The organism is Streptomyces sp. C36, from assembly GCF_040932295.1.
Taxonomy (GTDB): Bacteria; Actinomycetota; Actinomycetes; order Streptomycetales; family Streptomycetaceae; genus Streptomyces; species Streptomyces triculaminicus.
The window spans coordinates 57044-76934 of sequence record NZ_JBFQGI010000009.1 but is presented as its reverse complement, the minus strand read 5'-3'; the positions used below and the strand labels follow the sequence as shown (position 1 = coordinate 76934).

The window sequence follows — 19891 nt, the reverse complement described above, 5'->3', positions numbered from 1 at the left end:
GGGTGGGGACAGCCCCACCCCCGGGACACCGACTCGCCGCATGGCCGCGCACCCCCCTCGGACGGGAGCCTTGAGGAAGGCCGGGAGCCCCGCGACGGGCGGGACCGGCACCGCGGACGACGAGGACGAGGACGGCGAGGATGGCCATCGATTACGGAACCGACCGGCGACGGAAGGCGGCGGGATCGCCGCGCGTGCCCGCCGCGCTGCGCGCGCCGCTGGAGGGCCGCACCTGGCGGGAGTTCCTCTACTTCCTGACCGGTCTGCCGGTCTCGGTCGTCCTGTTCTCGTACGCCGTCACCATGACCGCGCTGGGCGTCGGCCTGCTGGTCACCTTCCTCGGGGTGCCGGTGCTGGCGGCGACGCTCGCGGGGGCGCGCGGGCTGGGCGCGCTGGAGCGGATGCGCGCCCGGGGGCTGCTGCGGCTGGACGTCGCCGATCCCGAGCCCGTACGGCCCCGGCGCGTGAGCGCCAAGGGCAGGCGGCGGGGCGGCCCGATGGCGTGGGTGGGGGCGCTGCTCAAGAGCGGGACGTCCTGGCGGCACCTGCTGTACATGGTGCTGCACTTCCCGTGGGCGATCTTCACGTTCGTGACGTCACTGGTGCTGATGACGGTCGGCTGGGGGCTGTTCCTGTACCCGGCGTGGCAGTGGGTCCACCCGACGTACCTCGACCAGCCGGGCATCCAGCTCTACGGCGAGGCGGGCGGGCGGAGCTTCTACCTCGACAGCCCCTTCGAGATCCTCGTGACCAGCGGCCTCGGCCTGCTGGTGGTCCTGGGCTCGCCGTGGGTCGTCCGGGGCCTGGCGCAGGTGGACCGGCTGATGGTGTCGGGGCTGCTGGGGCCGTCGCGGCTGGCGGCGCGGGTGTGGGAGCTGGAGGAGGACCGGGGCGTGGTGGTCGACACCGCCGCCGCCGACCTGCGCCGCATCGAGCGCGACCTGCACGACGGCGCCCAGGCCCGCCTCGTCGCCCTCGCCATGGACCTGGGGCTGGCCAAGGAGAAGCTCGACGAGGACCCGGAGGCGGCGGCCCGGATGGTCGACGAGGCGCACGGCGAGGTGAAGCTCGCCCTCCAGGAGCTGCGCGACCTCGCCCGCGGCATCCACCCCGCCATCCTCACCGACCGCGGACTCGGCCCCGCCCTGTCCGCGCTGGCCGCGCGCTGCACGGTGCCCGTGACGGCCGAGGTGGACCTGGCCGCGCGCCCGGCGCCCGCCATCGAGGGCATCGCCTACTTCACCGTCTCCGAGCTCCTGCAGAACATCAGCAAGCACAGCCGGGCGACCTCGGCACGGGTGGAGGTGTGGCGCACGGCGGACCGGCTGATGCTGCAGGTCACCGACGACGGGCGCGGCGGCGCCCGGACGGCCGGCGGCGGCGGACTGGCCGGGCTGGCCGAGCGGCTGGAGGCGGTGGACGGGCTGCTGCTCGTGGACTCCCCGGCGGGCGGTCCGACGGTCGTCACGGCCGAGCTGCCCTGGCGCGGCTGATCACCGCGCGGGCGCCCGCCCGCCCCGCCGACCGGCCCCGGAGCCGCCCGCTCCGGGGCCGGATGCTGCGATGCTGGGGGAGTTCGTTCAAGCGTCGCTGCCTGGGGGCCGGAAGATCGTGATCGTTGAGGACAGGGTGCGGGTGGTCATCGCCGAGGACTCGGTGCTGCTGCGGGAGGGCCTGACCCGGCTGCTGACCGACCGGGGCCATGACGTGGTGGCGGGGGTGGGCGACGGCGAGGCGCTGATCAAGACCATCACGGACCTCGCCGCCGGGGACGGCCTGCCGGACGTGGTGGTCGCGGACGTGCGGATGCCCCCGACCCACACCGACGAGGGCGTCCGGGCGGCCGTGCGGCTGCGCCGGGACCACCCCGAGCTGGGGGTGCTGGTGCTGTCGCAGTACGTGGAGGAGCAGTACGCCACGGAACTGCTGGCCGGCAGCAGCCGGGGCGTCGGCTATCTGCTGAAGGACCGGGTCGCCGAGGTGCGCGAGTTCGTGGACGCGGTGGTCCGGGTCGCCCGGGGCGGCACGGCGCTGGACCCGGAGGTCGTCGCGCAGCTGCTGGGTCGCAGCCGCAAGCAGGACGTGCTGGCCGGGCTCACCCCGCGCGAGCGGGAGGTCCTCGGGCTGATGGCCGAGGGGCGCACGAACTCCGCCATCGCCCGGCAGCTGGTGGTCAGCGACGGAGCGGTGGAGAAGCACGTCAGCAACATCTTCCTGAAGCTGGGGCTGTCGCCCAGTGACGGGGATCACCGGCGGGTGCTCGCGGTTCTCACCTACCTCCGGTCGTGAAGACCTACCGTCGGCGATGACGGCCCACCGTCGTCGGCGCCTGCCCACCGCCGACGGTGCGGCAGGCACCGACGGCGGCATCGGCCGTCAGTGCGGCATCAGAGCACCGAGGCAAACTTCACACCCGTACATGATCGTCCGAACATACGATGACCGTGGGAACGCCATTGGGCGCCACCGAAGGCGCGGCGCCGCCACGAGGGAGGTCCGAAGCAGTGACCAGCCAGGTCAGCAGCACGGCCGAGGGGGCCGCACCAGCAGATCCGCCCGCCAAGGAGGTGCGCCGGCTGGACCGGGTCATCATCCGCTTCGCGGGCGACTCCGGTGACGGCATGCAGCTCACGGGAGACCGGTTCACCTCCGAGACGGCGTCGTTCGGCAACGACCTCTCCACCCTGCCGAACTTCCCCGCCGAGATCCGTGCCCCCGCCGGCACCCTCCCGGGCGTGTCCTCGTTCCAGCTGCACTTCGCCGACCACGACATCCTCACCCCCGGCGACGCGCCGAACGTGCTGGTCGCGATGAACCCGGCCGCGCTCAAGGCCAACATCGCGGACGTGCCCCACGGCGCGGAGATCATCGTCAACACGGACGAGTTCACCAAGCGCCCCATGGCCAAGGTGGGCTACGACGCCAGCCCGCTGGAGGACGGCTCCCTGGACGCGTACAACGTCCACCCGGTGCCGCTGACGACGCTGACGATCGAGGCGCTCAAGGACTACGGCCTGTCCCGCAAGGAGGCCGAACGCAGCAAGAACATGTTCGCGCTCGGCCTGCTGTCGTGGATGTACCACCGGCCGACCGAGAGCACCGAGGCGTTCCTGCGGAAGAAGTTCGCGAAGAAGCCGCAGATCGCGGAGGCCAACGTCGCGGCCTTCCGGGCCGGCTGGAACTTCGGCGAGACGACGGAGGACTTCGCGGTCTCCTACGAGGTCGCCCCGGCCACCTCGGCCTTCCCGCCCGGCACCTACCGCAACATCTCCGGCAACCTCGCGCTCTCCTACGGCCTGATCGCCGCCTCCCGCCAGGCGGACCTGCCGCTCTACCTCGGCTCGTACCCGATCACCCCGGCCTCGGACATCCTCCACGAGCTGTCGAAGCACAAGAACTTCGACGTGCGCACCTTCCAGGCCGAGGACGAGATCGCCGGCATCGGCGCGGCGCTGGGCGCGGCCTTCGGCGGCGCGCTCGCCGTGACGACCACCTCGGGCCCGGGCGTCGCCCTGAAGTCGGAGGCCATCGGCCTGGCCGTCTCCCTCGAACTGCCGCTGCTGATCGTCGACATCCAGCGCGGCGGCCCCTCCACCGGTCTGCCCACCAAGACCGAGCAGGCGGACCTGCTGCAGGCGATGTACGGGCGCAACGGCGAGGCGCCGGTGCCGATCGTGGCCCCCCGCACGCCCGCCGACTGCTTCGACGCGGCGATCGACGCGGCCCGCATCGCGCTCACCTACCGGACCCCGGTCTTCCTGCTGAGCGACGGCTACCTCGCCAACGGCTCCGAGCCCTGGCGGGTGCCGGACACCGACGAGCTGCCCGACCTGCGCGTCCAGTTCGCCTCCGGCCCCAACCACGAGCTCGCCGACGGCACCGAGGTGTTCTGGCCGTACAAGCGCGACCCGCACACCCTGGCCCGCCCCTGGGCCGTGCCCGGCACCCCCGGCCTCGAGCACCGCATCGGCGGCATCGAGAAGCAGGACGGCACGGGCAACATCTCCTACGACCCGGCCAACCACGACTTCATGGTCCGTACCCGGCAGGCCAAGGTCGACGGCATCGCCGTGCCCGACGTCGAGGTCGACGACCCCTCGGGCGAGGCCCGCACGCTCGTGCTCGGCTGGGGGTCCACCTACGGGCCCGTCACGGCGGCCGTGCGCCGCGTGCGCGCCGAGGGCGAGAGCGTCGCCCAGGCCCATCTGCGCCACCTCAACCCCTTCCCCGGGAATCTCGGGGAGGTGCTGGCGCGTTACGACAAGGTGGTCGTACCGGAGATGAACCTCGGTCAGCTCGCCACCCTGCTGCGAGCGAGATATCTGACCGACATCCGCTCCTACACCCAGGTGAGCGGAATGCCGTTCAAGGCCGAGCAGCTCGCCACCGTGCTGAAGGAGGCCATCCACCATGGCTGAGACGACAGGGTCGACGATCGAGGCGCTCTCGCTGGTGCCCAAGGCCGAGGCCGTGCAGTCCATGAAGGACTTCAAGTCCGACCAGGAAGTGCGCTGGTGCCCCGGCTGCGGCGACTACGCGATCCTCGCCGCCGTGCAGGGCTTCATGCCCGAGCTCGGCCTGGCGAAGGAGAACATCGTCTTCGTCTCCGGCATCGGCTGCTCCTCCCGCTTCCCGTACTACATGAACACCTACGGGATGCACTCCATCCACGGCCGTGCCCCCGCCATCGCCACCGGTCTCTCCTCCTCCCGCCGCGACCTGTCGGTGTGGGTCGTCACCGGTGACGGCGACGCGCTGTCCATCGGCGGCAACCACCTCATCCACGCGCTGCGCCGCAACGTCAACCTGAAGATCCTGCTGTTCAACAACCGGATCTACGGCCTGACCAAGGGCCAGTACTCGCCCACCTCCGAGGTCGGCAAGATCACCAAGTCCACGCCGATGGGCTCGCTGGACGCGCCCTTCAACCCCGTCTCCCTGGCGATCGGCGCGGAGGCCTCGTTCGTGGCCCGTACGGTCGACTCCGACCGCAAGCACCTCACCGAGGTGCTGCGCCAGGCCGCCGCCCACCCCGGCACCGCGCTGGTGGAGATCTACCAGAACTGCAACATCTTCAACGACGGCGCCTTCGAAGCCCTCAAGGACAAGCAGCGGGCCCAGGAGGCGGTCATCCGCCTGGAGCACGGGCAGCCGATCCGCTTCGGTGCGGAGAACGAGAAGGGCGTCGTACGCGACCGCGCCACCGGCGACCTGAAGGTCGTCACCGTCACGCCGGAGAACGCCTCCGACGTCCTGGTGCACGACGCGCACGCCGCCTCCCCCACCACCGCCTTCGCCCTCTCGCGCCTGGCCGACCCCGACACGCTGCACCACACGCCCATCGGCGTGCTGCGCAGCGTCGACCGCCCGGTCTACGACACGCTGATGTCCGACCAGCTCGAGGCCGCCATCGAGGAGAAGGGCAAGGGCGACCTGGCCGCGCTCCTGGCCGGCAACGACACCTGGACGGTCGTCGGCTAGCCCGTACGCCCGTACGCCCGCCCGTTCCCCGGCCGGACACCCGAAACGGGTGCCCGGCCGGGGCGTCTGACGGGGCTTCGGTGGGGAAGGCGCTCTCATATGGGTATGGCCGATCCCGATGCCGCCGATCCGCGTGCCGCCGCGACGCCCCCGGCGCCGGAGGTGCGCGACCGGCTCGCGTACCGCGTCAAGCGCCTGGTCCTCGGGCCGCCGCTGGTCACCGAGCAGCTGGCGACCGAGAAGCTCTCCAACCCGATGGCGCTCGGCGTCCTCGCCTCCGACTGCATCTCCTCCACCGCCTACGGCAGCGAGGAGATGCTGCGCATCCTGGTCCCCGTCGCCGGGGCGGCCGCCTTCAGCCTGCTGATGCCGGTGACCGGCGCGATCCTGTTCGTCCTGGTGCTGCTGACCCTCTCCTACCGCGACGTCGTCTCCGTCTACACCCGGGCCGGCGGCTCCTACGTCGTCGCCCGCGAGAACTTCGGGCCGCGCGTGGCGCAGATCGCCGCCGTCGCCCTGCTCGTCGACTACATCGTCACCGTCGCCGTGCAGACGGCCGCCGGCACCGACGCCCTCATCTCCCTCGCCCACCTCACCGGCGAGGGCTACACCGGCATCGACCACCTCAAGCTCCCCATCACGGCGGGAGTGGTGGTGATCCTGATGTACGGGAATCTGCGCGGGATCCGGGAGGCGGGCCGGGCCTTCGCGGCGCCCGCGTACCTCTTCATGCTCGCGGTGGCGCTGATACTCGTCGTGGGCCTGGTCCGGGCGCTGGACGGCGGCCTGCCGCACGCGGACATCCACGCGGCGGGGGCCGTTCCGCTGGGCGAGCCCGGGCACGGCTGGCTCTACGGGGTGTCGGTGTTCATGGTGCTGCGCGCCTTCGCCAACGGCGGCTCGTCGCTGACCGGCCTCGAGGCGATCTCCAACTCCGTGTCGGCCTTCCGCCGCCCCCAGGGCGTCAACGCCCGGCGCACCCTGACCGTCATGAGCTGCGTCCTGGGCGTGATGGTGCTGGGCGTCTCCACCCTCGCCCACTTCACCCACGCCATCCCTTACGAGGACGGCAACCCCACCGTCATCGCCCAGGAGGCCCATCTCGTCTTCGGCGACGGCTGGGCGGGCACGGTGGGGCTGGTCTACGTCCAGCTCGCCACCGCCCTCATCCTCTACACCGGCGCCAACACGCCCTTCACCGGCTTCCCCTTCCTCGCCAGCTTCGTCGCCGAGGACCGCTTCCTGCCCCGCCAGCTGACGCGGCGCGGGCACCGGCTGGCCTTCTCCAACGGCATCATCTGCCTGGCGGTGATCTCGCTGGTGCTGCTGCTGGTGACGGGCGCCAGCGTCGACAGGCTCGTCGCCCTGTACGCCATCGGCGTCTTCACCGGCTTCACCATGGCCGCCTCCGGGATGACGGCCCACTACTGGCGGCGCCGGGAGAGCCACGCGAAGATCGCGGCCAACCTGGCCGCCGCGGTGGTCTCCGCGCTCGTCGTCGCGATCTTCGCCGTCACGAAGTTCACCGAGGGCGCCTGGCTGGTCGTGGTGGTCTTCCCCCTCGGGGTGTGGGCGCTGATCCGCATCAACCGGCAGTACCGCCAGGAGGCCGCGGCCCTGGACAACGTGCCCTCCTTCACCACCGACCGCCCCCACTGGCGCCGGCACGTGGTCCACATCCTCGTCGACTCCCTCGACCTGGCCACGATCAAGGCCCTGCGCTACGCCCACGAGCTGCGGCCGGACGAGGTGCGGGCCCTGCACTTCGTCATCGACGAGTCCCGGGGCCGGCACCTGGCCGAACGCTGGGACCGCTCCTCCGGCACCACCGTGCCGCTGGAGCTCGTCGACTGCCCCGACCGCCGGCTGCGTCACGCGGTGGCCGCGCACGCCGCCCGCGCCACGGCGGACGGGACGACGGCCCTGACCCTGCTGATCCCGCGCCGCACGTACTCCACGTCCTGGGGGCGGCTGCTGCACCGCGGCACGGCGGAGGAGATGGCCAGGGTCCTGGAGCAGCTGCCGAACGTGGCCGTGACGATCCTGCCGTTCGACGTCACCCGGGCGATCCAGCGGCAGCGGTCCGGCGCCGGGGAGGGCACGCCACGACCGTAATGCGATACGGGCATGACAGCCCGCCACACCGGGGTCTACCGTCGCAAGGTCGCCTGCGCCGAGCCCCGGGAGGGACCCCCGATGTCACCCACTCCGTCACCCACGCCACCACCCGCCCCATCACCCACTCCGTCACCCACGCCACCACCCGCCCCATCACCCACTCCGTCACCCGGCGAGACCCGTACAGGACTGCTGTACGGCGTCGCCGCCTACGGGATCTGGGGGCTCTTCCCCCTCTACTGGCCGCTGCTGGAGCCGGCCGGAGCGATCGAGATCCTCGCCCACCGCATGGTGTGGTCGCTCGTCACCGTCGCGGTCGCCCTGGCCGTCACCCGGCGCTGGGAGTGGATACGCCCGCTGCTGCGGCAGCCCAAGCGACTCGGCATCGCCGCGCTCGGCGCGGTCGTCATCTCGGCGAACTGGTGGGTGTACATCTGGGCCGTCAATTCCGGGCACGTCGTGGAGACGTCCCTGGGCTACTTCATCAACCCCCTCGCCACCATCGCCCTCGGCGTCCTCGTGCTGCGCGAGCGGCTGCGGACGGCACAGTGGGCGGCGGTGGGCGTCGGCCTGGTCGCCGTCGTCGTGCTGGCCGTCGGCTATGGCAAGCCGCCGTGGATCGCACTCGCGATCGCGGCCACCTTCAGCACGTACAGCCTCGTGAAGAAGAAGGTCGGCCTCGGCGGGCTGGAGTCGATGGCCGTCGAGACGGCCGTGCAGTTCCTCCCGGCGCTCGCCGTCCTGATCTTCCTGGGCGCGCGCGGGCACTCCACCTTCGCCTCCGAGGGCGGCGGCCACACCCTGCTCCTGCTGGGCACCGGCATCATCACCGCGGTGCCGCTGATCTCCTTCGGCGCGGCGGCCGTGCGGCTGCCGCTGTCGGTGCTGGGCATGCTGCAGTACCTCGCCCCCGTCTTCCAGTTCGCCCTCGGACTGCTGGTCTTCCACGAGGCGATGCCGGCCGAGCGCTGGGCGGGCTTCGCACTTGTGTGGCTGGCGCTGGCGATGCTCACCTGGGACGCGGTGCGTACGGCCCGTCACGCTCGGGTGAAGTTGGAGGCGGCCCGGGTGCGCGCGGCAACTGGTAACACAGAAAACACAATTGCCCCGCAGACCGCAGAAATCACAGAAACCACAGTTCAGGGGGCATGAGCACCTGCCCGATATCCGGAAACCGGTGATCGGCGTCCGAAAACCGCCCTTGACGGAGCGTCAGGGGGACCTCAACATCATGGCCACGTCAAATGGAGTTGGGAGCCCCCCATGCTTGAACTCAACGGACCAACCCTGCCCCGGAGATCACGACGCGCCGCGGCCCTGCTCGCCACCGGCGCGGCCGTGACCGCCGCGCTGCTCGGCGTCTCCTCGGTCCAGGCCAACGCGGTTCCCACCACCGCCGCCGCCACGACCGCCACCGCCGGGAAGACCGCCGCCCGGGCGGCCGCCGCGCCCGACATCTCCGTGGCCAACGTCAAGGCCCACCTGAACCAGCTGCAGTCCATAGCCAACGCCAACGGCGGCAACCGCGCCCACGGCCGCAGCGGCTACAAGGCGTCCATCGACTATGTGAAGGGCAAGCTGGACGCCGCCGGATTCACCACCAGCGTCCAGCAGTTCACCTCGAACGGCTCGACCGGCTACAACCTCATCGCCGACTGGCCCGGCGGCGACGCCGACCACGTCATCTTCGCCGGAGCCCACCTCGACTCCGTCTCGCGCGGCGCCGGGATCAACGACAACGGCTCCGGCTCGGCGGGCATCCTCGAGGTCGCCCTCACCGTGGCCAAGGAGGGCTACAAGCCCGGCAAGCACCTGCGGTTCGCCTGGTGGGGAGCCGAGGAGCTGGGCCTGGTCGGCTCGCAGAACTACGTCCGGCAGCTGCCCGCCGCCGAGCGGTCGAAGATCGACGCCTATCTGAACTTCGACATGATCGGCTCGCCCAACCCCGGCTACTTCGTCTACGACGACGACCCCCAGCTCGAGGGCGTCTTCAAGGACTACTTCGCCACCAAGAACATCGCCACCGAGATCGAGACCGAGGGCGACGGCCGTTCCGACCACGCCCCCTTCAAGAACGCGGGCGTCCGCGTCGGCGGCCTCTTCAGCGGCGCCGACTACACCAAGACCGCCGACCAGGCGGCCAAGTGGGGCGGCACCGCGGGCCAGCCCTTCGACCGCTGCTACCACGCCTCCTGCGACACCACGGCGAACATCAACGACACGGCGCTGGACAACAACAGCGACGCCATCGCCCACGCGGTGTGGACCCTGAGCAGCGGCTCCACCACGCCGCCCACCGGCAAGGTCTTCGAGAGCAAGTCCCAGGTCGACATCCCCGACGCGGGCGCGGCCGTGGAGTCCTCGATCACCGTCGGCGGCGTGCAGGGCAACGCCCCCGGCGCGCTCAAGGCCACCGTCGACATCCGGCACACCTACCGCGGCGACCTCGTCGTCGACCTGGTCGGCCCGAGCGGCAAGGCGTACCGGCTGAAGAACTCCAGCACCAACGACTCGGCGGCGAACGTCACCGAGACCTACACCGTCAACGCCTCGGCCGAGACGGCGAACGGCACATGGAAACTCCGCGTCCAGGACGTGGCCGCGCAGGACTCGGGCCACATCGCCGGCTGGAAGCTCACGTTCTAACCCCCCATGGAGCGGGTGCCGGGCCGGCCCACCACGGCCCGGCACCCGTTCGCCCCGTGCGGTCCGCTCCCGTGCGGTCCGCTCATACGGCCATACGGCTCACACAGTGATGTCCTTCGCCGTGAAGCGGGCCCACGCCGCCGAGCCGAACACGGCCGCGTACAGCGCCTGCAGGCCCAGATTCCGCAGCACCTGGTCCCAGAGGACCGGGTCGCGCAGCAGATCCGCGAAGCTCAGCCAGTAGTGCGGGAAGAGATACGGCTGAATGGCACTGAGCTGCGGGAACTGGTCGAGGATCTGGACCGTGATCAGCAGCCCCACCGTGGTGGCCATCGCCGCCACGCCGCTGTTGGTGAGCGTGGAGACGAACAGCCCCAGCGCGGCGACGCCGACCAGCGACAGCGCCACCACCACGGCGATCGCCAGCGCGCGCAGCAGCCCCTCGCCGAATCCGATGGTCGTACCGCTGATCAGCGTGACCTCGCCGAGCGGGAAGAGCAGCGCCCCCACCGCCAGCGCCGAGACGGCCACGACGAGCGTCGCGGCGAAGCAGAACGCCATCGTCGTCGCGTACTTGGCGAACAGCAGCCGGGTCCGTCCGGCCGGGGCCACCAGCAGATAGCGCAGCGTGCCCGAGCCCGCCTCGCCGGCGACGGAGTCGCCCGCGATCACCCCGATCGCCATCGGCAGGAAGAACGGCAGGGTCGCGGCGAGCGAGGTGAAGACCAGGAAGAGACCGTTGTTGGTGACCTGGCTGATGAAGGCCGGTCCCCCGCCGCCGTGACCGCCGTCGTCGCCGGTCTCGATCCTCACGGCGATGCCGATCAGGACCGGGACGGCCGCGAGCACCCCCAGCAGGGCGAGGGTGCGCCACCGCCGGAAGGTCGTGGTCACCTCGCTGATCAGGAGCGAGAGCCCCCACCGCCGGGCCGCGGCCGGGGCCGGGACCGCCGTCGCGCCCGCGGGCGCCGCCTCAGCCCGCGACATCGAAGCCCTCCCCGGTGAGGGCGACGAACGCGTCCTCCAGCGAGGCGCGTTCGGCGCCGAAGGCCCGTACGCGCACGTCCGCCCGGACGAGCGCGGCGTTGAGGTCCGCGAGCTCCGTCGCCGGGCCGGCCGGCAGCTCGCCGGTGACCCGGTCGTCCAGGACCGCGAGGTCGTTCACTCCGTGCTCCTTGAGGACCCGCACGGCCTCCGCCGTGTCGGGGGTGGTGACGGCCAGCCGGCCGCGGGCGGAGGAGGCCAGCTCGCCCACCGTCCCCTGGATCAGGAGCCGGCCCCGGGCCATGACGGCGACGTGCGTGCAGACCTGCTCGATCTCGTCGAGGAGGTGGGAGGAGAGGAAGACGGTGGTGCCCTCCGAGGCCAGCGAGCGCACCAGCGTGCGGATCTCGCGCATGCCCTGCGGGTCGAGGCCGTTGGTGGGCTCGTCCAGCACGAGCAGCTCGCGCGGCTGGAGCAGGGCGGCGGCCAGGCCCAGGCGCTGCTTCATGCCGAGGGAGTACGCGCGGGCCTTCTTGCCGGCCGCGCCCGTGAGCCCCACCCGGTCCAGGGCGTGGCCGACGCGGGCCCGGCGGGTGCGGGCGTCGGCGGTGGGGTCGGCGGCGTCGAAGCGCGTGAGGTTGTCACGGCCGGACAGGAAGCCGTAGAGGGCGGGCCCCTCGATCAGGGCGCCCACCCTGGGCAACACCCGCCGGGTGCCGCGGGGCATCTCCTCGCCCAGCACCCGGGCGGTGCCGGAGGTCGGCTCGATGAGGCCCATGAGCATGCGGATGGTGGTGGTCTTGCCGGACCCGTTGGGTCCGAGGAAGCCGAAGACGCTGCCGCGCGGCACGACCAGGTCGAGGCCGTCGACGGCGAGCTGACCGCCGAAGCGCTTGGTCAGCGCACGCGTCTCGACCACGGGAGCCCCTTCGGTGGCGCCGGGCCACGGCTCCGGCCTGGACCGGCCCTCCACGCTGTCTCCTCTCGGTGTGCGGCCCGCGGCCGCGTCGGGCCCGGGCGCGGCGACGATCGCCGGAGCCCGGGCCACACGGGGCGAACAGCCCGCTACTTGGCGGCGTTCGCGGCCTTGACCAGCGCGTCCTTGTCGACCGCGCCGACGTAGACCTTTCCGTCGTCCGTCACCAGGGCGTTGACGATCTTCGTGCTGAAGACCCGGCCCGAGCCGAAGCCGCCGGAGACCTTGGTGCCGAAGCTGTCGAGCAGCGCCCCGGCGTCGGCGGCGTTCTTCTCGCCGCCCTTGGCACCGCTCTTGGCCTTGCCGGTGACGGCCGTCCCGGCGTCCTTGCCCGCTGAGAACCGGGCGATCGACGCCCAGCCCTCGCCGGTCACCTCGGGGGCGGCGGAGGCGTCGCCGCCGACGCCGGGCAGGCCCAGCGCCTCGGGCAGGCCGCTCTTGTGGTCACCCTTGTGGTCACCCTTGTGGTCGCGGCCGGCTCCGGTGGCCTTCTCGTCGGCCTCCGTCACCTTGGCGCCCTTGGGCGGGGTGAAGGCGAACGTGCCGGCGGAGGGCTTACCGAAGTCGACCTTGGTGAAGCCGGCGTCGACGACCGCCTTGCCGCCGCTCTTGGCGGCGAGGGTGAACTTCAGCGGCACGCCGCTCTTGGCGTCGACCGCGATCCGCACCGAGCCGACCGTCGACTCGCCCTGCTTGGGCTTGATCACGAGCTGGTAGGCGTCGCGGCCGGCCACCTTGGCCGTGCCGTCGACGGTGATGGACGTCGACTCGTCGGCCGCGGCGAGGACCTTCTTCGACAGCTCCTGCGGAGAGGCCGCGCCGAGGCCCTTGGGCACGTCCTGCCCGGCCTTGCCGCCCTTGCCCTCGGCCGGGGCCTTGGGGGACTTGGAGTGGTAGACGGTGTTGCTCGCGCTGTCGTACGCCCAGAGCTGGTCGCCGTTGCGGATGACGCTGTACTCGGCGGCGCGCTCGACGAGCGACAGGCGCTGCTTGTCGGGGCCGTCGGCGGCGACGCGCAGCGTGTGGGTGCCGGAGAGGAGCTCGGTGAGCTTGGACTCCGGGGAGGGGGCCGCGCCGCCCTTCCCGCCGTCGTGGCCACCGCCCTTGCCACCCTTGCCGTCCGCCCCGAAGGAGGCGCCGGAGGGGAGCGAGGGCAGGCCGAGGTCGGTGCTGATCTTGACCGTGCCCGACATCCGCTGGGTGTCGGACTGGGCCATCTTGGCTATGAGGTCCTGCGCGCTGATCTTCGGCAGATCGGGGTCGCCCGTGCCGGCGAACGCCGACGTGATGCCGATCGTCGCGGCCGCCACGCCCGCCACCGCGACCGGGACCGCGTAGCGGACGGCCTTACGGCGGCGGCCCGTTCCCCTACCGTCCCCGTCGGGCCCGGCGGCGCCGTCGGTGCCCGGTGTCGGTTGGATCCGTGCCATGTGCTCTACCTCCGTCGTCGGCGGCGGTCTATCGCGTCGTGCACACGCCCACACCAAGGCTCATTGTGGCCCGACCGCACGGTGGAAGCGCTGGAGTCCGGGGTTTCCCCCGGAGGAAGACGCTTTCGATTCCACCAAACCAGCCACCGGAAGTCGTCAGCCGACGGGATCAAGTCACCGTACGCCTTCGGTATGACGCCCCTTAGGGGCATGCCCGCCGGAGGGCGGAGCGACGGGACGCGCACCGGCGCCGACCGGGGTCAGCCGGCGCGGTGCACCACGAGGTCGCAGAGCTCCTCGAGCGCCGCCTTGGCGGAGCACTGCGGCAGCGGGGCCAGCGTCGCCCGCGCCTCCTCGGCGTAGCGGACGGTGTCGCGCCGGGCCTGCTCGAGCGCCGGGTGGGCACGCAGCCGGCGCAGCACCTCGGCGAGCCGGGCGTCGTCCGCGAGGTCGCCGTCGAGCAGCTCGCACAGTTCGACGTCGTCCCGGTCGCCGGAGGCCGCGGCGCGGGCGCGCAGGTGCAGCACGGGCAGCGTGGGGATGCCCTCGCGCAGGTCGGTGCCGGGGGTCTTGCCGGACTCGTGGGAGTCGCTGGCGATGTCGAGGACGTCGTCGGCGAGCTGGAAGGCGACGCCGAGCCGCTCCCCGTAGTGGGTGAGGATCTCCACGGTCCGCTCGTCGGCGCCGGACATCATCGCGCCGAAGCGCCCCGCGACGGCGATCAGCGAGCCGGTCTTGCCGGCGATGACGTCCAGGTAGTGCTCGATGGGGTCACGGCCGTCGCGCGGGCCGGCGGTCTCCAGGATCTGGCCGGTTACCAGCCGCTCGAACGCCTCGGCCTGGATGCGTACGGCCTCGGGGCCGAGATCGGCCAGTATGTGCGAGGCGCGGGCGAAGAGGAAGTCACCCGTCAGGACGGCCAGGGAGTTGCCCCAGCGGGCGTTGGCGCTGGCCACGCCGCGGCGCACGTCGGCCTCGTCCATGACGTCGTCGTGGTAGAGCGTGGCCAGGTGGGTGAGCTCGACCACCACGGCCGAGGGCACCACGCCCGGGGCGTAGGGGTCGCCGAACTGCGCGGCGAGCGCGACCAGCAGCGGGCGGAACCGCTTGCCTCCGGCCCGGACCAGGTGCTGGGCGGCCTCGGTGATGAAGGGAACGCCGCTCTTGGTGGCCTCGAGGAGGCCCTCCTCGACGGCGGCCAACCCGGCCTGGACATCGGCTTCAAGAGCCTGGTCCCGCACGCTCAGCCCGAAAGGCCCGACGACGGTCACGAGGGGTACTCCTGTCTGCCTGCGAACACGGGGATTGTCGATGTGTCGCTGTCTTCACCAAAAGTCAGCGTATCCGGTCGGCTCTCGATCACCGTGGGCGCCGTCCCTTTCAGGCGCTCCCCGCCGACCTCCCCGTGGCGCTCCCCAGCCATCGAACACCGGGCGGGCTGACGACTCAGCCCGCCCGGTGTCTGGGGAAATGCCCGGTCTATCCCTGACCCACCGCCCTGGCAAGCCGGGGCGAGGCGTATTCCGTGCCGCACACGAACCGCATGACCGGCCCGAAACTCGCGGCCGCCGGCAGCCCCGTGAAGAACAGCCCCGGCACCGACGAGCGGTAGCCGGCGCCCAGTCGCGGCCCGCCCGCGGCGACCGCGAGGCGGGTGCGCAGGCCGGGACCGAGGAAGTCCAGCGCCGCCACGTCCACCCGGTAGCCCGTCGCGGCGATCACGTGGTCGGCGCGCAGCTCGCTCTCGGGCGCGCCCTCGCCCTCACCGGCGAGCGTCAGCACCGGACGCCCGGACTCCACCCGGGTGCGTACGATCCGCTTCCCCTCGGTGACCCGCACCCGGCCCACGAACCTCTCGCGCAGCCACCACGCGCCCAGCGGCCCCAGCACCCGGCGCACCAGATAGCGCCGCGTCGGCGCCGGCAGGTGCCGGAAGCCGTCCGCGTGGTACGAGAACGCGTAGAGCGACCAGGCCCGTCCGAAGGGGGTGTCGGGCTTGAACGGCGACTGCCCGTCCGGCGCCGCGCCGAAGCGGACCGCGCCGCGCCGCCGGGCGACCACCCGCACCGCCGCGCCCGCCTCGGCCAGCAGCACCGCGCTCTCCAGCGCCGACTGCCCGGCGCCGACGACCACCACCTCGCGCCCGGCGAACACCGACAGGTCGCGGTGCTGGGAGCTGTGCGAGACGGGCCCGGCGGGCGAGGGCCCGGACGGGACGGCGGAGGCCAGCTCGGGCGGCAGCTGGGCCAGCCCGCTCAGGCCCGTGGCCACGACCACGGCACGGGCGGCGAACTGCTCCCCGGAGTCCAGCTTCAGCTCGAAGCCGCCGCCGGAGTCGCGCCGTTCCACCGAGACCACCCGCTCGTGCTCCAGCTGGGGCACCAGCCGCTGCTGGAACCACAGTCCGTAGCCGGCGAAGGTCTCGACGGGGATGGTGTCCCAGTCCGACTCGAAGCGCCGCTCCCCCATGTCCTGGCAGTAGTCGAAGAGGGTGTGCCCGGGTTGCGGGGCGTCGATGTTCGACGCGGAGGGGGTGGATTTCAGCAGCATCCCGACGGGCATCTGTTCGCGCCAGCTCACCATCGGCGAGCCGAAGACGCGCGTCGGTACGGCGCGCGCTTTCAGATGGGCTGCGGTCGACAGGCCGTACGGGCCGGCCCCGATGACGGCTACCGGAAGTGTCACGAGTCCCCTCCAGGGCGTTGCTGCCGGGCACATTGCACGCGGTTGTCACTCGGTCACACGGTCGATCACATGGTCGTTCGGTCACACGGGTCGCTCGGTCACGCGGTCACACGGGGTCGCTCGGTCATTCGGAGACGGCGGCGGAGCGGCGCCTGGAACGCCACAGCTGCCACAGATGGCGCATGCCCGGCCGGACGAACCGGGCGAGCATGGTGAAGAACGGCTTCATGTCGTCCCGCGCGGCCCAGGCCAGCTCCGTGCCGCTGGCGCGGGCGGGGGCGTGCGGGGTGGTGTAGCCGCTGCGGCGGTAGGCCGCGAAGGCGGGCAGGTCGATGTTCTCCACGACGAAGCGGCGGCCCGTGAGCTGCTCGCCCTCGGGCACGGCCCGCCCGCTGAGGTCCAGGTGCTGGGCGCGGACGACGTCGATGCCCGCCTCGTTCTCGAACATCCGGAACTGGGCGCCCATGCGGGGGTTGAAGTCCAGGAGTTTGTACCGCCCGTCGCGGCGGTCGAAGCGCCAGTCCAGGTCGACGATCCCGCTGAACCCGATCTGCTTGATGAACTGCGCGGCCATGGCGGCCAGTTCCGGATTGTCGACGATGTACGCGTTGGCGGTCATGCCCGCGTGCGGCGGCCAGGAGCGCACCTTGACGCCGGTGAACATCGCCAGCGGCGTGCTCTCGGCGTCGAAGTAGGCGTGGACGATCCAGTCCTCCGCCTCCTCGCGGGGGAGGTACTCCTGCAGGATCACCCCGGGCGAGGGCCCCCAGTCGCGCGCCAGCTCCAGCAGCTCCCGGGGGCCTCCGATGCGCGTGGTGCCCTGCACGGCCGGGTGCCGGCGCCGCTCGAAGGCCTCGCGGTTCTTGGCGACCAGCGGGAAGACGGCGACCGAGGCGTACTTCTCGATCTCCTCGTACGAGGCCGGGAACAGCGTCGCCGGCGACGGCACGCCGTGCTCCACGCACAGTTCGTGGAGCCCCTGCTTGCTGGCCAGCCGGCGCGGCAGCCCCTGCTCCACGGGCGGGAAGAGGAACGAGCCCGCCAGCTCCGCGGCGTGCTCGGCGATCAGCACCGCCGCCTCCTCGTCGGTGGGGATCAGCACGGCCGGACGGCCGATCCGCCGACCGATCCGCAGCAGCCCGGCCACCAGCTCCTCGGGACGTTCCGTGCCGGTGGTCGGCCAGACGAAACCGGAGCGCAGATAGCGGGAGACGGCGGCGGGAGTCCATCTGTCCTCGGTGACGGCGTACATCGGGACGCCGAGCCGTCCGAGGCTGCGGATCGCGCCGACCCCACCGTGGTGGAGCGGATAGTCGCCGATCTTGAGAATCAACCCGGGTACGGACCGGTCCACCGCCACCGGCGCGCTCCTGCTCGCCACCAGCACCCCCCTCGGCCACTCAGCCTCAGCGGCCCCCCACTGTGTGTGACCCGACTTAGGACGCTACTTCGGAATCGACACCTCCAGCAAGGAGTTACCGGACATTGCCCTCCCTTTAGCCAGCGGTCGGACACCTGTCCTGGCCCTCGTGCCAAAAGGCCGCCGCGACGTAATGTGAGCACCGCTCCACCCGGCCCCCGGCTGACGAACCGTCCAGGACGAAGGCGAGGCAGCGTTCCATGCCCCAGCACCACCCGCGTGACCTGGCCGAAGGCGACCCCTTCGGCCCGGACACCCTCCCGTACGGCGTGTTCACCACCCCTGACGCGCCCGACCGCCCCCGGGTCGGCGTCCGCTACGGCGCGCACGTCCTGGACGCCGCGGCGGCGGCCGCCGCCCACGGTTCCGCTTACGCGGACCTGCTGGCATCGCCCACGCTCAATCCGCTGATGGCCGCCGGCCGCCCCGTGTGGCAGGCCGTACGCGCCGAGGTGCGCGGCTGGCTGGACGAGCCGTACTTCCACCCGCTGGAGGAGGTCACCCTCCACCTGCCGTTCGAGGTCGCCGACTACGTCGACTTCTACGCCAGCGAGCACCACGCCGCCAACGTCGGCCGCATCTTCCGCCCGGGCGGCGAGGCCCTCACGCCCAACTGGAAGCACCTGCCGATCGGGTACCACGGGCGCGCCGGCACGGTCGTGGTGACCGGCACGGACGTCGTGCGCCCCCAGGGCCAGCGCAAGGCGCCCAGCGACGACCTGCCCACCTTCGGGCCCTCGCTGCGCCTCGACATCGAGGCCGAGGTCGGCTTCGTCGTCGGCACCCCCGCCCCGGAGAACACTCCCGTCCCGCTGAGCGACTTCCGCAAGCACGTCTTCGGCGTCTGCCTGGTCAACGACTGGTCCTCCCGCGACCTGCAGTCCTGGGAGTACGTGCCGCTCGGCCCCTTCCTGGGCAAGTCCTTCGCGACCTCCGTCTCGGCCTGGATCACCCCGCTGGACGCCTTCGACGCCTCCCGGACGGCGCCGCCGGCGCGCACGTACCCCCTGCTGCCCTACCTCGACGACTCCGCGGACGAGCCCGGCGGCATCGACCTGCGCATCGAGGTGACCATCAACGGCGAGACCGTCTCCCGGCCGCCGTTCTCCGCCATGTACTGGACGGCCGCCCAGCAGCTGGCCCACATGACCGTCAACGGCGCCTCCCTGCGCACCGGCGACTTCTACGCCTCCGGCACGGTCAGCGGCCCCGAGCCCGACCAGCTGGGCTGCCTGCTCGAGCTCACCCGGGGCAAGGGCCCGTTCCTCGCCGACGGCGACGAGGTCACGCTCACGGCGTGGGCGCCCGGCGCGAACGGCGCACGCATCGGCCTCGGCGAGGTCACCGGGCGCATCACCCCGGCGCGCACGGCGCCGCCGGGCTCGTGAGCGCTCTCCCCGCCTCCGGCCTGGCGCTGCCGGAGGAGCTCCTCCTGCTCGCCCACGGGCCGGCCGACGGCAAGCGGCTGGCCTCCGGCCGGAACCTGCAGTACGGCCTGGCCGGGGCCGTCCTGGCCGAGCTGCAACTGCACGGCCTCATCACGCACGAGGGCGGGCGGCCGGGCAGGGCCGCCGGCACCCGCCCGGCGGACCCACGGCTCGCCCAGCCGCTGGCGGCTCTGCCCGCGCACGGCGCCAAGGGGCGCCAGAAGGCGCACCAGTGGATACGGGACACCTCCCGCCAGGTGGAGGAACCGTGGCTCCTGGGGCTGCTGGAGCGCCAGGCGCTCACCGCGAAGGCCCCCGACCGGTTCGCGGTCATCCGCGAGCGGCGCTACGTCGTGGGCCCGAACGACCTGACCGCGCCGACCCGGCAGCGCTTCGAGGCCGCCCGGCAGGCGGGCTTCCCCGACCCGCGCAGCCGGGCGCTGGCCGCCCTGGTGTCCGCGACGGGCGTCGGGAAGGCCCTCTATCCGGGCTGGGGCGGCCGGAGCGAGCGCAAGCGACTGCGCCAACTGCGGCGTGAGGCGTGGATCGCCTCCGCGGTGCACCGCAACGTCCTGCGCGACTCCGATTCCGGCGGCGGCAGCGGCGGCGGAGGGGCCGACGGCGGAGGCGACGGGTGCGGCGGCCACGGAGGCTGTGGCGGGGGCTGCGGCGGAGGCGATTGAGCCGTCCGGGTGCTGCTAGCTTGTCGGGCCCGGGCCCAGTA

The 19891-nt window shown here is 72.4% G+C and carries 15 protein-coding genes; 9 read left to right on the top strand and 6 right to left on the bottom strand.

The window, feature by feature from the left end:
* The first annotated feature begins 140 nt into the window (after window positions 1–140).
* The 7 genes from AB4K12_RS25945 (at window position 141) to AB4K12_RS25915 (ending at window position 10245) form a co-directional block, all read left to right on the top strand.
* A complete protein-coding gene (locus AB4K12_RS25945; RefSeq protein WP_368436635.1) occupies window positions 141–1493 on the top strand; it encodes a sensor histidine kinase in 1353 nt (450 codons plus the stop codon).
* A 136-nt stretch (window positions 1494–1629) separates the two neighbouring features.
* Window positions 1630–2289: a response regulator transcription factor gene (locus tag AB4K12_RS25940; protein ID WP_278251606.1), complete on the top strand. Its 660-nt coding sequence runs from the start codon at window positions 1630–1632 to the stop codon at window positions 2287–2289.
* A gap of 215 nt (window positions 2290–2504) precedes the next feature.
* The gene (locus AB4K12_RS25935; RefSeq protein ID WP_368436634.1) at window positions 2505–4418 is read left to right on the top strand and encodes a 2-oxoacid:acceptor oxidoreductase subunit alpha; all 1914 of its coding nucleotides are present in this window, start codon (window positions 2505–2507) and stop codon (window positions 4416–4418) included.
* Window positions 4411–5481 (top strand): 2-oxoacid:ferredoxin oxidoreductase subunit beta, encoded by a 1071-nt coding sequence (locus tag AB4K12_RS25930; protein WP_368436633.1) that lies wholly within the window; start codon window positions 4411–4413, stop codon window positions 5479–5481. Before AB4K12_RS25935 ends, AB4K12_RS25930 begins: the two co-directional genes overlap by 8 nt.
* Window positions 5482–5586: 105 nt before the next feature.
* Entirely contained in the window at window positions 5587–7596 is a 2010-nt protein-coding gene (locus AB4K12_RS25925) for an APC family permease (RefSeq protein ID WP_368436632.1), read from the top strand.
* Between the two features lie 12 nt (window positions 7597–7608).
* Complete coding sequence (rarD, locus tag AB4K12_RS25920) at window positions 7609–8751, top strand: EamA family transporter RarD (protein ID WP_368436631.1); 1143 nt, start codon at window positions 7609–7611, stop codon at window positions 8749–8751.
* Window positions 8752–8862: 111 nt separating this feature from the next.
* On the top strand, window positions 8863–10245 hold the full coding sequence (locus tag AB4K12_RS25915) for a M28 family metallopeptidase (RefSeq protein WP_368436630.1): 1383 nt from the start codon (window positions 8863–8865) through the stop codon (window positions 10243–10245).
* Window positions 10246–10344: 99 nt separating this feature from the next.
* Here AB4K12_RS25915 and AB4K12_RS25910 read toward each other — a convergent pair whose 3' ends face one another.
* The 6 genes from AB4K12_RS25910 to AB4K12_RS25885 form a co-directional block, all read right to left on the bottom strand.
* Window positions 10345–11232 (bottom strand): ABC transporter permease, encoded by an 888-nt coding sequence (locus tag AB4K12_RS25910; RefSeq protein WP_368436629.1) that lies wholly within the window; start codon window positions 11230–11232, stop codon window positions 10345–10347.
* Window positions 11219–12202 (bottom strand): ABC transporter ATP-binding protein, encoded by a 984-nt coding sequence (locus AB4K12_RS25905; RefSeq protein WP_207246695.1) that lies wholly within the window; start codon window positions 12200–12202, stop codon window positions 11219–11221. Before AB4K12_RS25905 ends, AB4K12_RS25910 begins: the two co-directional genes overlap by 14 nt.
* 92 nt (window positions 12203–12294) lie before the next feature.
* Complete coding sequence (locus tag AB4K12_RS25900; RefSeq protein WP_368436628.1) at window positions 12295–13635, bottom strand: outer membrane lipoprotein carrier protein LolA; 1341 nt, start codon at window positions 13633–13635, stop codon at window positions 12295–12297.
* Window positions 13636–13895: 260 nt separating this feature from the next.
* The gene (locus tag AB4K12_RS25895; RefSeq protein WP_362254186.1) at window positions 13896–14906 is read right to left on the bottom strand and encodes a polyprenyl synthetase family protein; all 1011 of its coding nucleotides are present in this window, start codon (window positions 14904–14906) and stop codon (window positions 13896–13898) included.
* Between the two features lie 208 nt (window positions 14907–15114).
* On the bottom strand, window positions 15115–16320 hold the full coding sequence (locus AB4K12_RS25890; protein ID WP_086568335.1) for an NAD(P)-binding domain-containing protein: 1206 nt from the start codon (window positions 16318–16320) through the stop codon (window positions 15115–15117).
* A 124-nt stretch (window positions 16321–16444) separates the two neighbouring features.
* Window positions 16445–17701: an ATP-grasp domain-containing protein gene (locus tag AB4K12_RS25885; RefSeq protein ID WP_368436626.1), complete on the bottom strand. Its 1257-nt coding sequence runs from the start codon at window positions 17699–17701 to the stop codon at window positions 16445–16447.
* A 239-nt stretch (window positions 17702–17940) separates the two neighbouring features.
* On the opposite strand from AB4K12_RS25885, the gene AB4K12_RS25880 reads away from it, so the two are divergent.
* On the top strand, window positions 17941–19128 hold the full coding sequence (locus tag AB4K12_RS25880; RefSeq protein ID WP_368436624.1) for a fumarylacetoacetate hydrolase family protein: 1188 nt from the start codon (window positions 17941–17943) through the stop codon (window positions 19126–19128).
* Window positions 19125–19850: a GPP34 family phosphoprotein gene (locus AB4K12_RS25875; protein ID WP_368436623.1), complete on the top strand. Its 726-nt coding sequence runs from the start codon at window positions 19125–19127 to the stop codon at window positions 19848–19850. The genes AB4K12_RS25880 and AB4K12_RS25875 overlap by 4 nt, the downstream gene beginning before the upstream one ends.
* Window positions 19851–19891 lie beyond the last annotated feature (41 nt).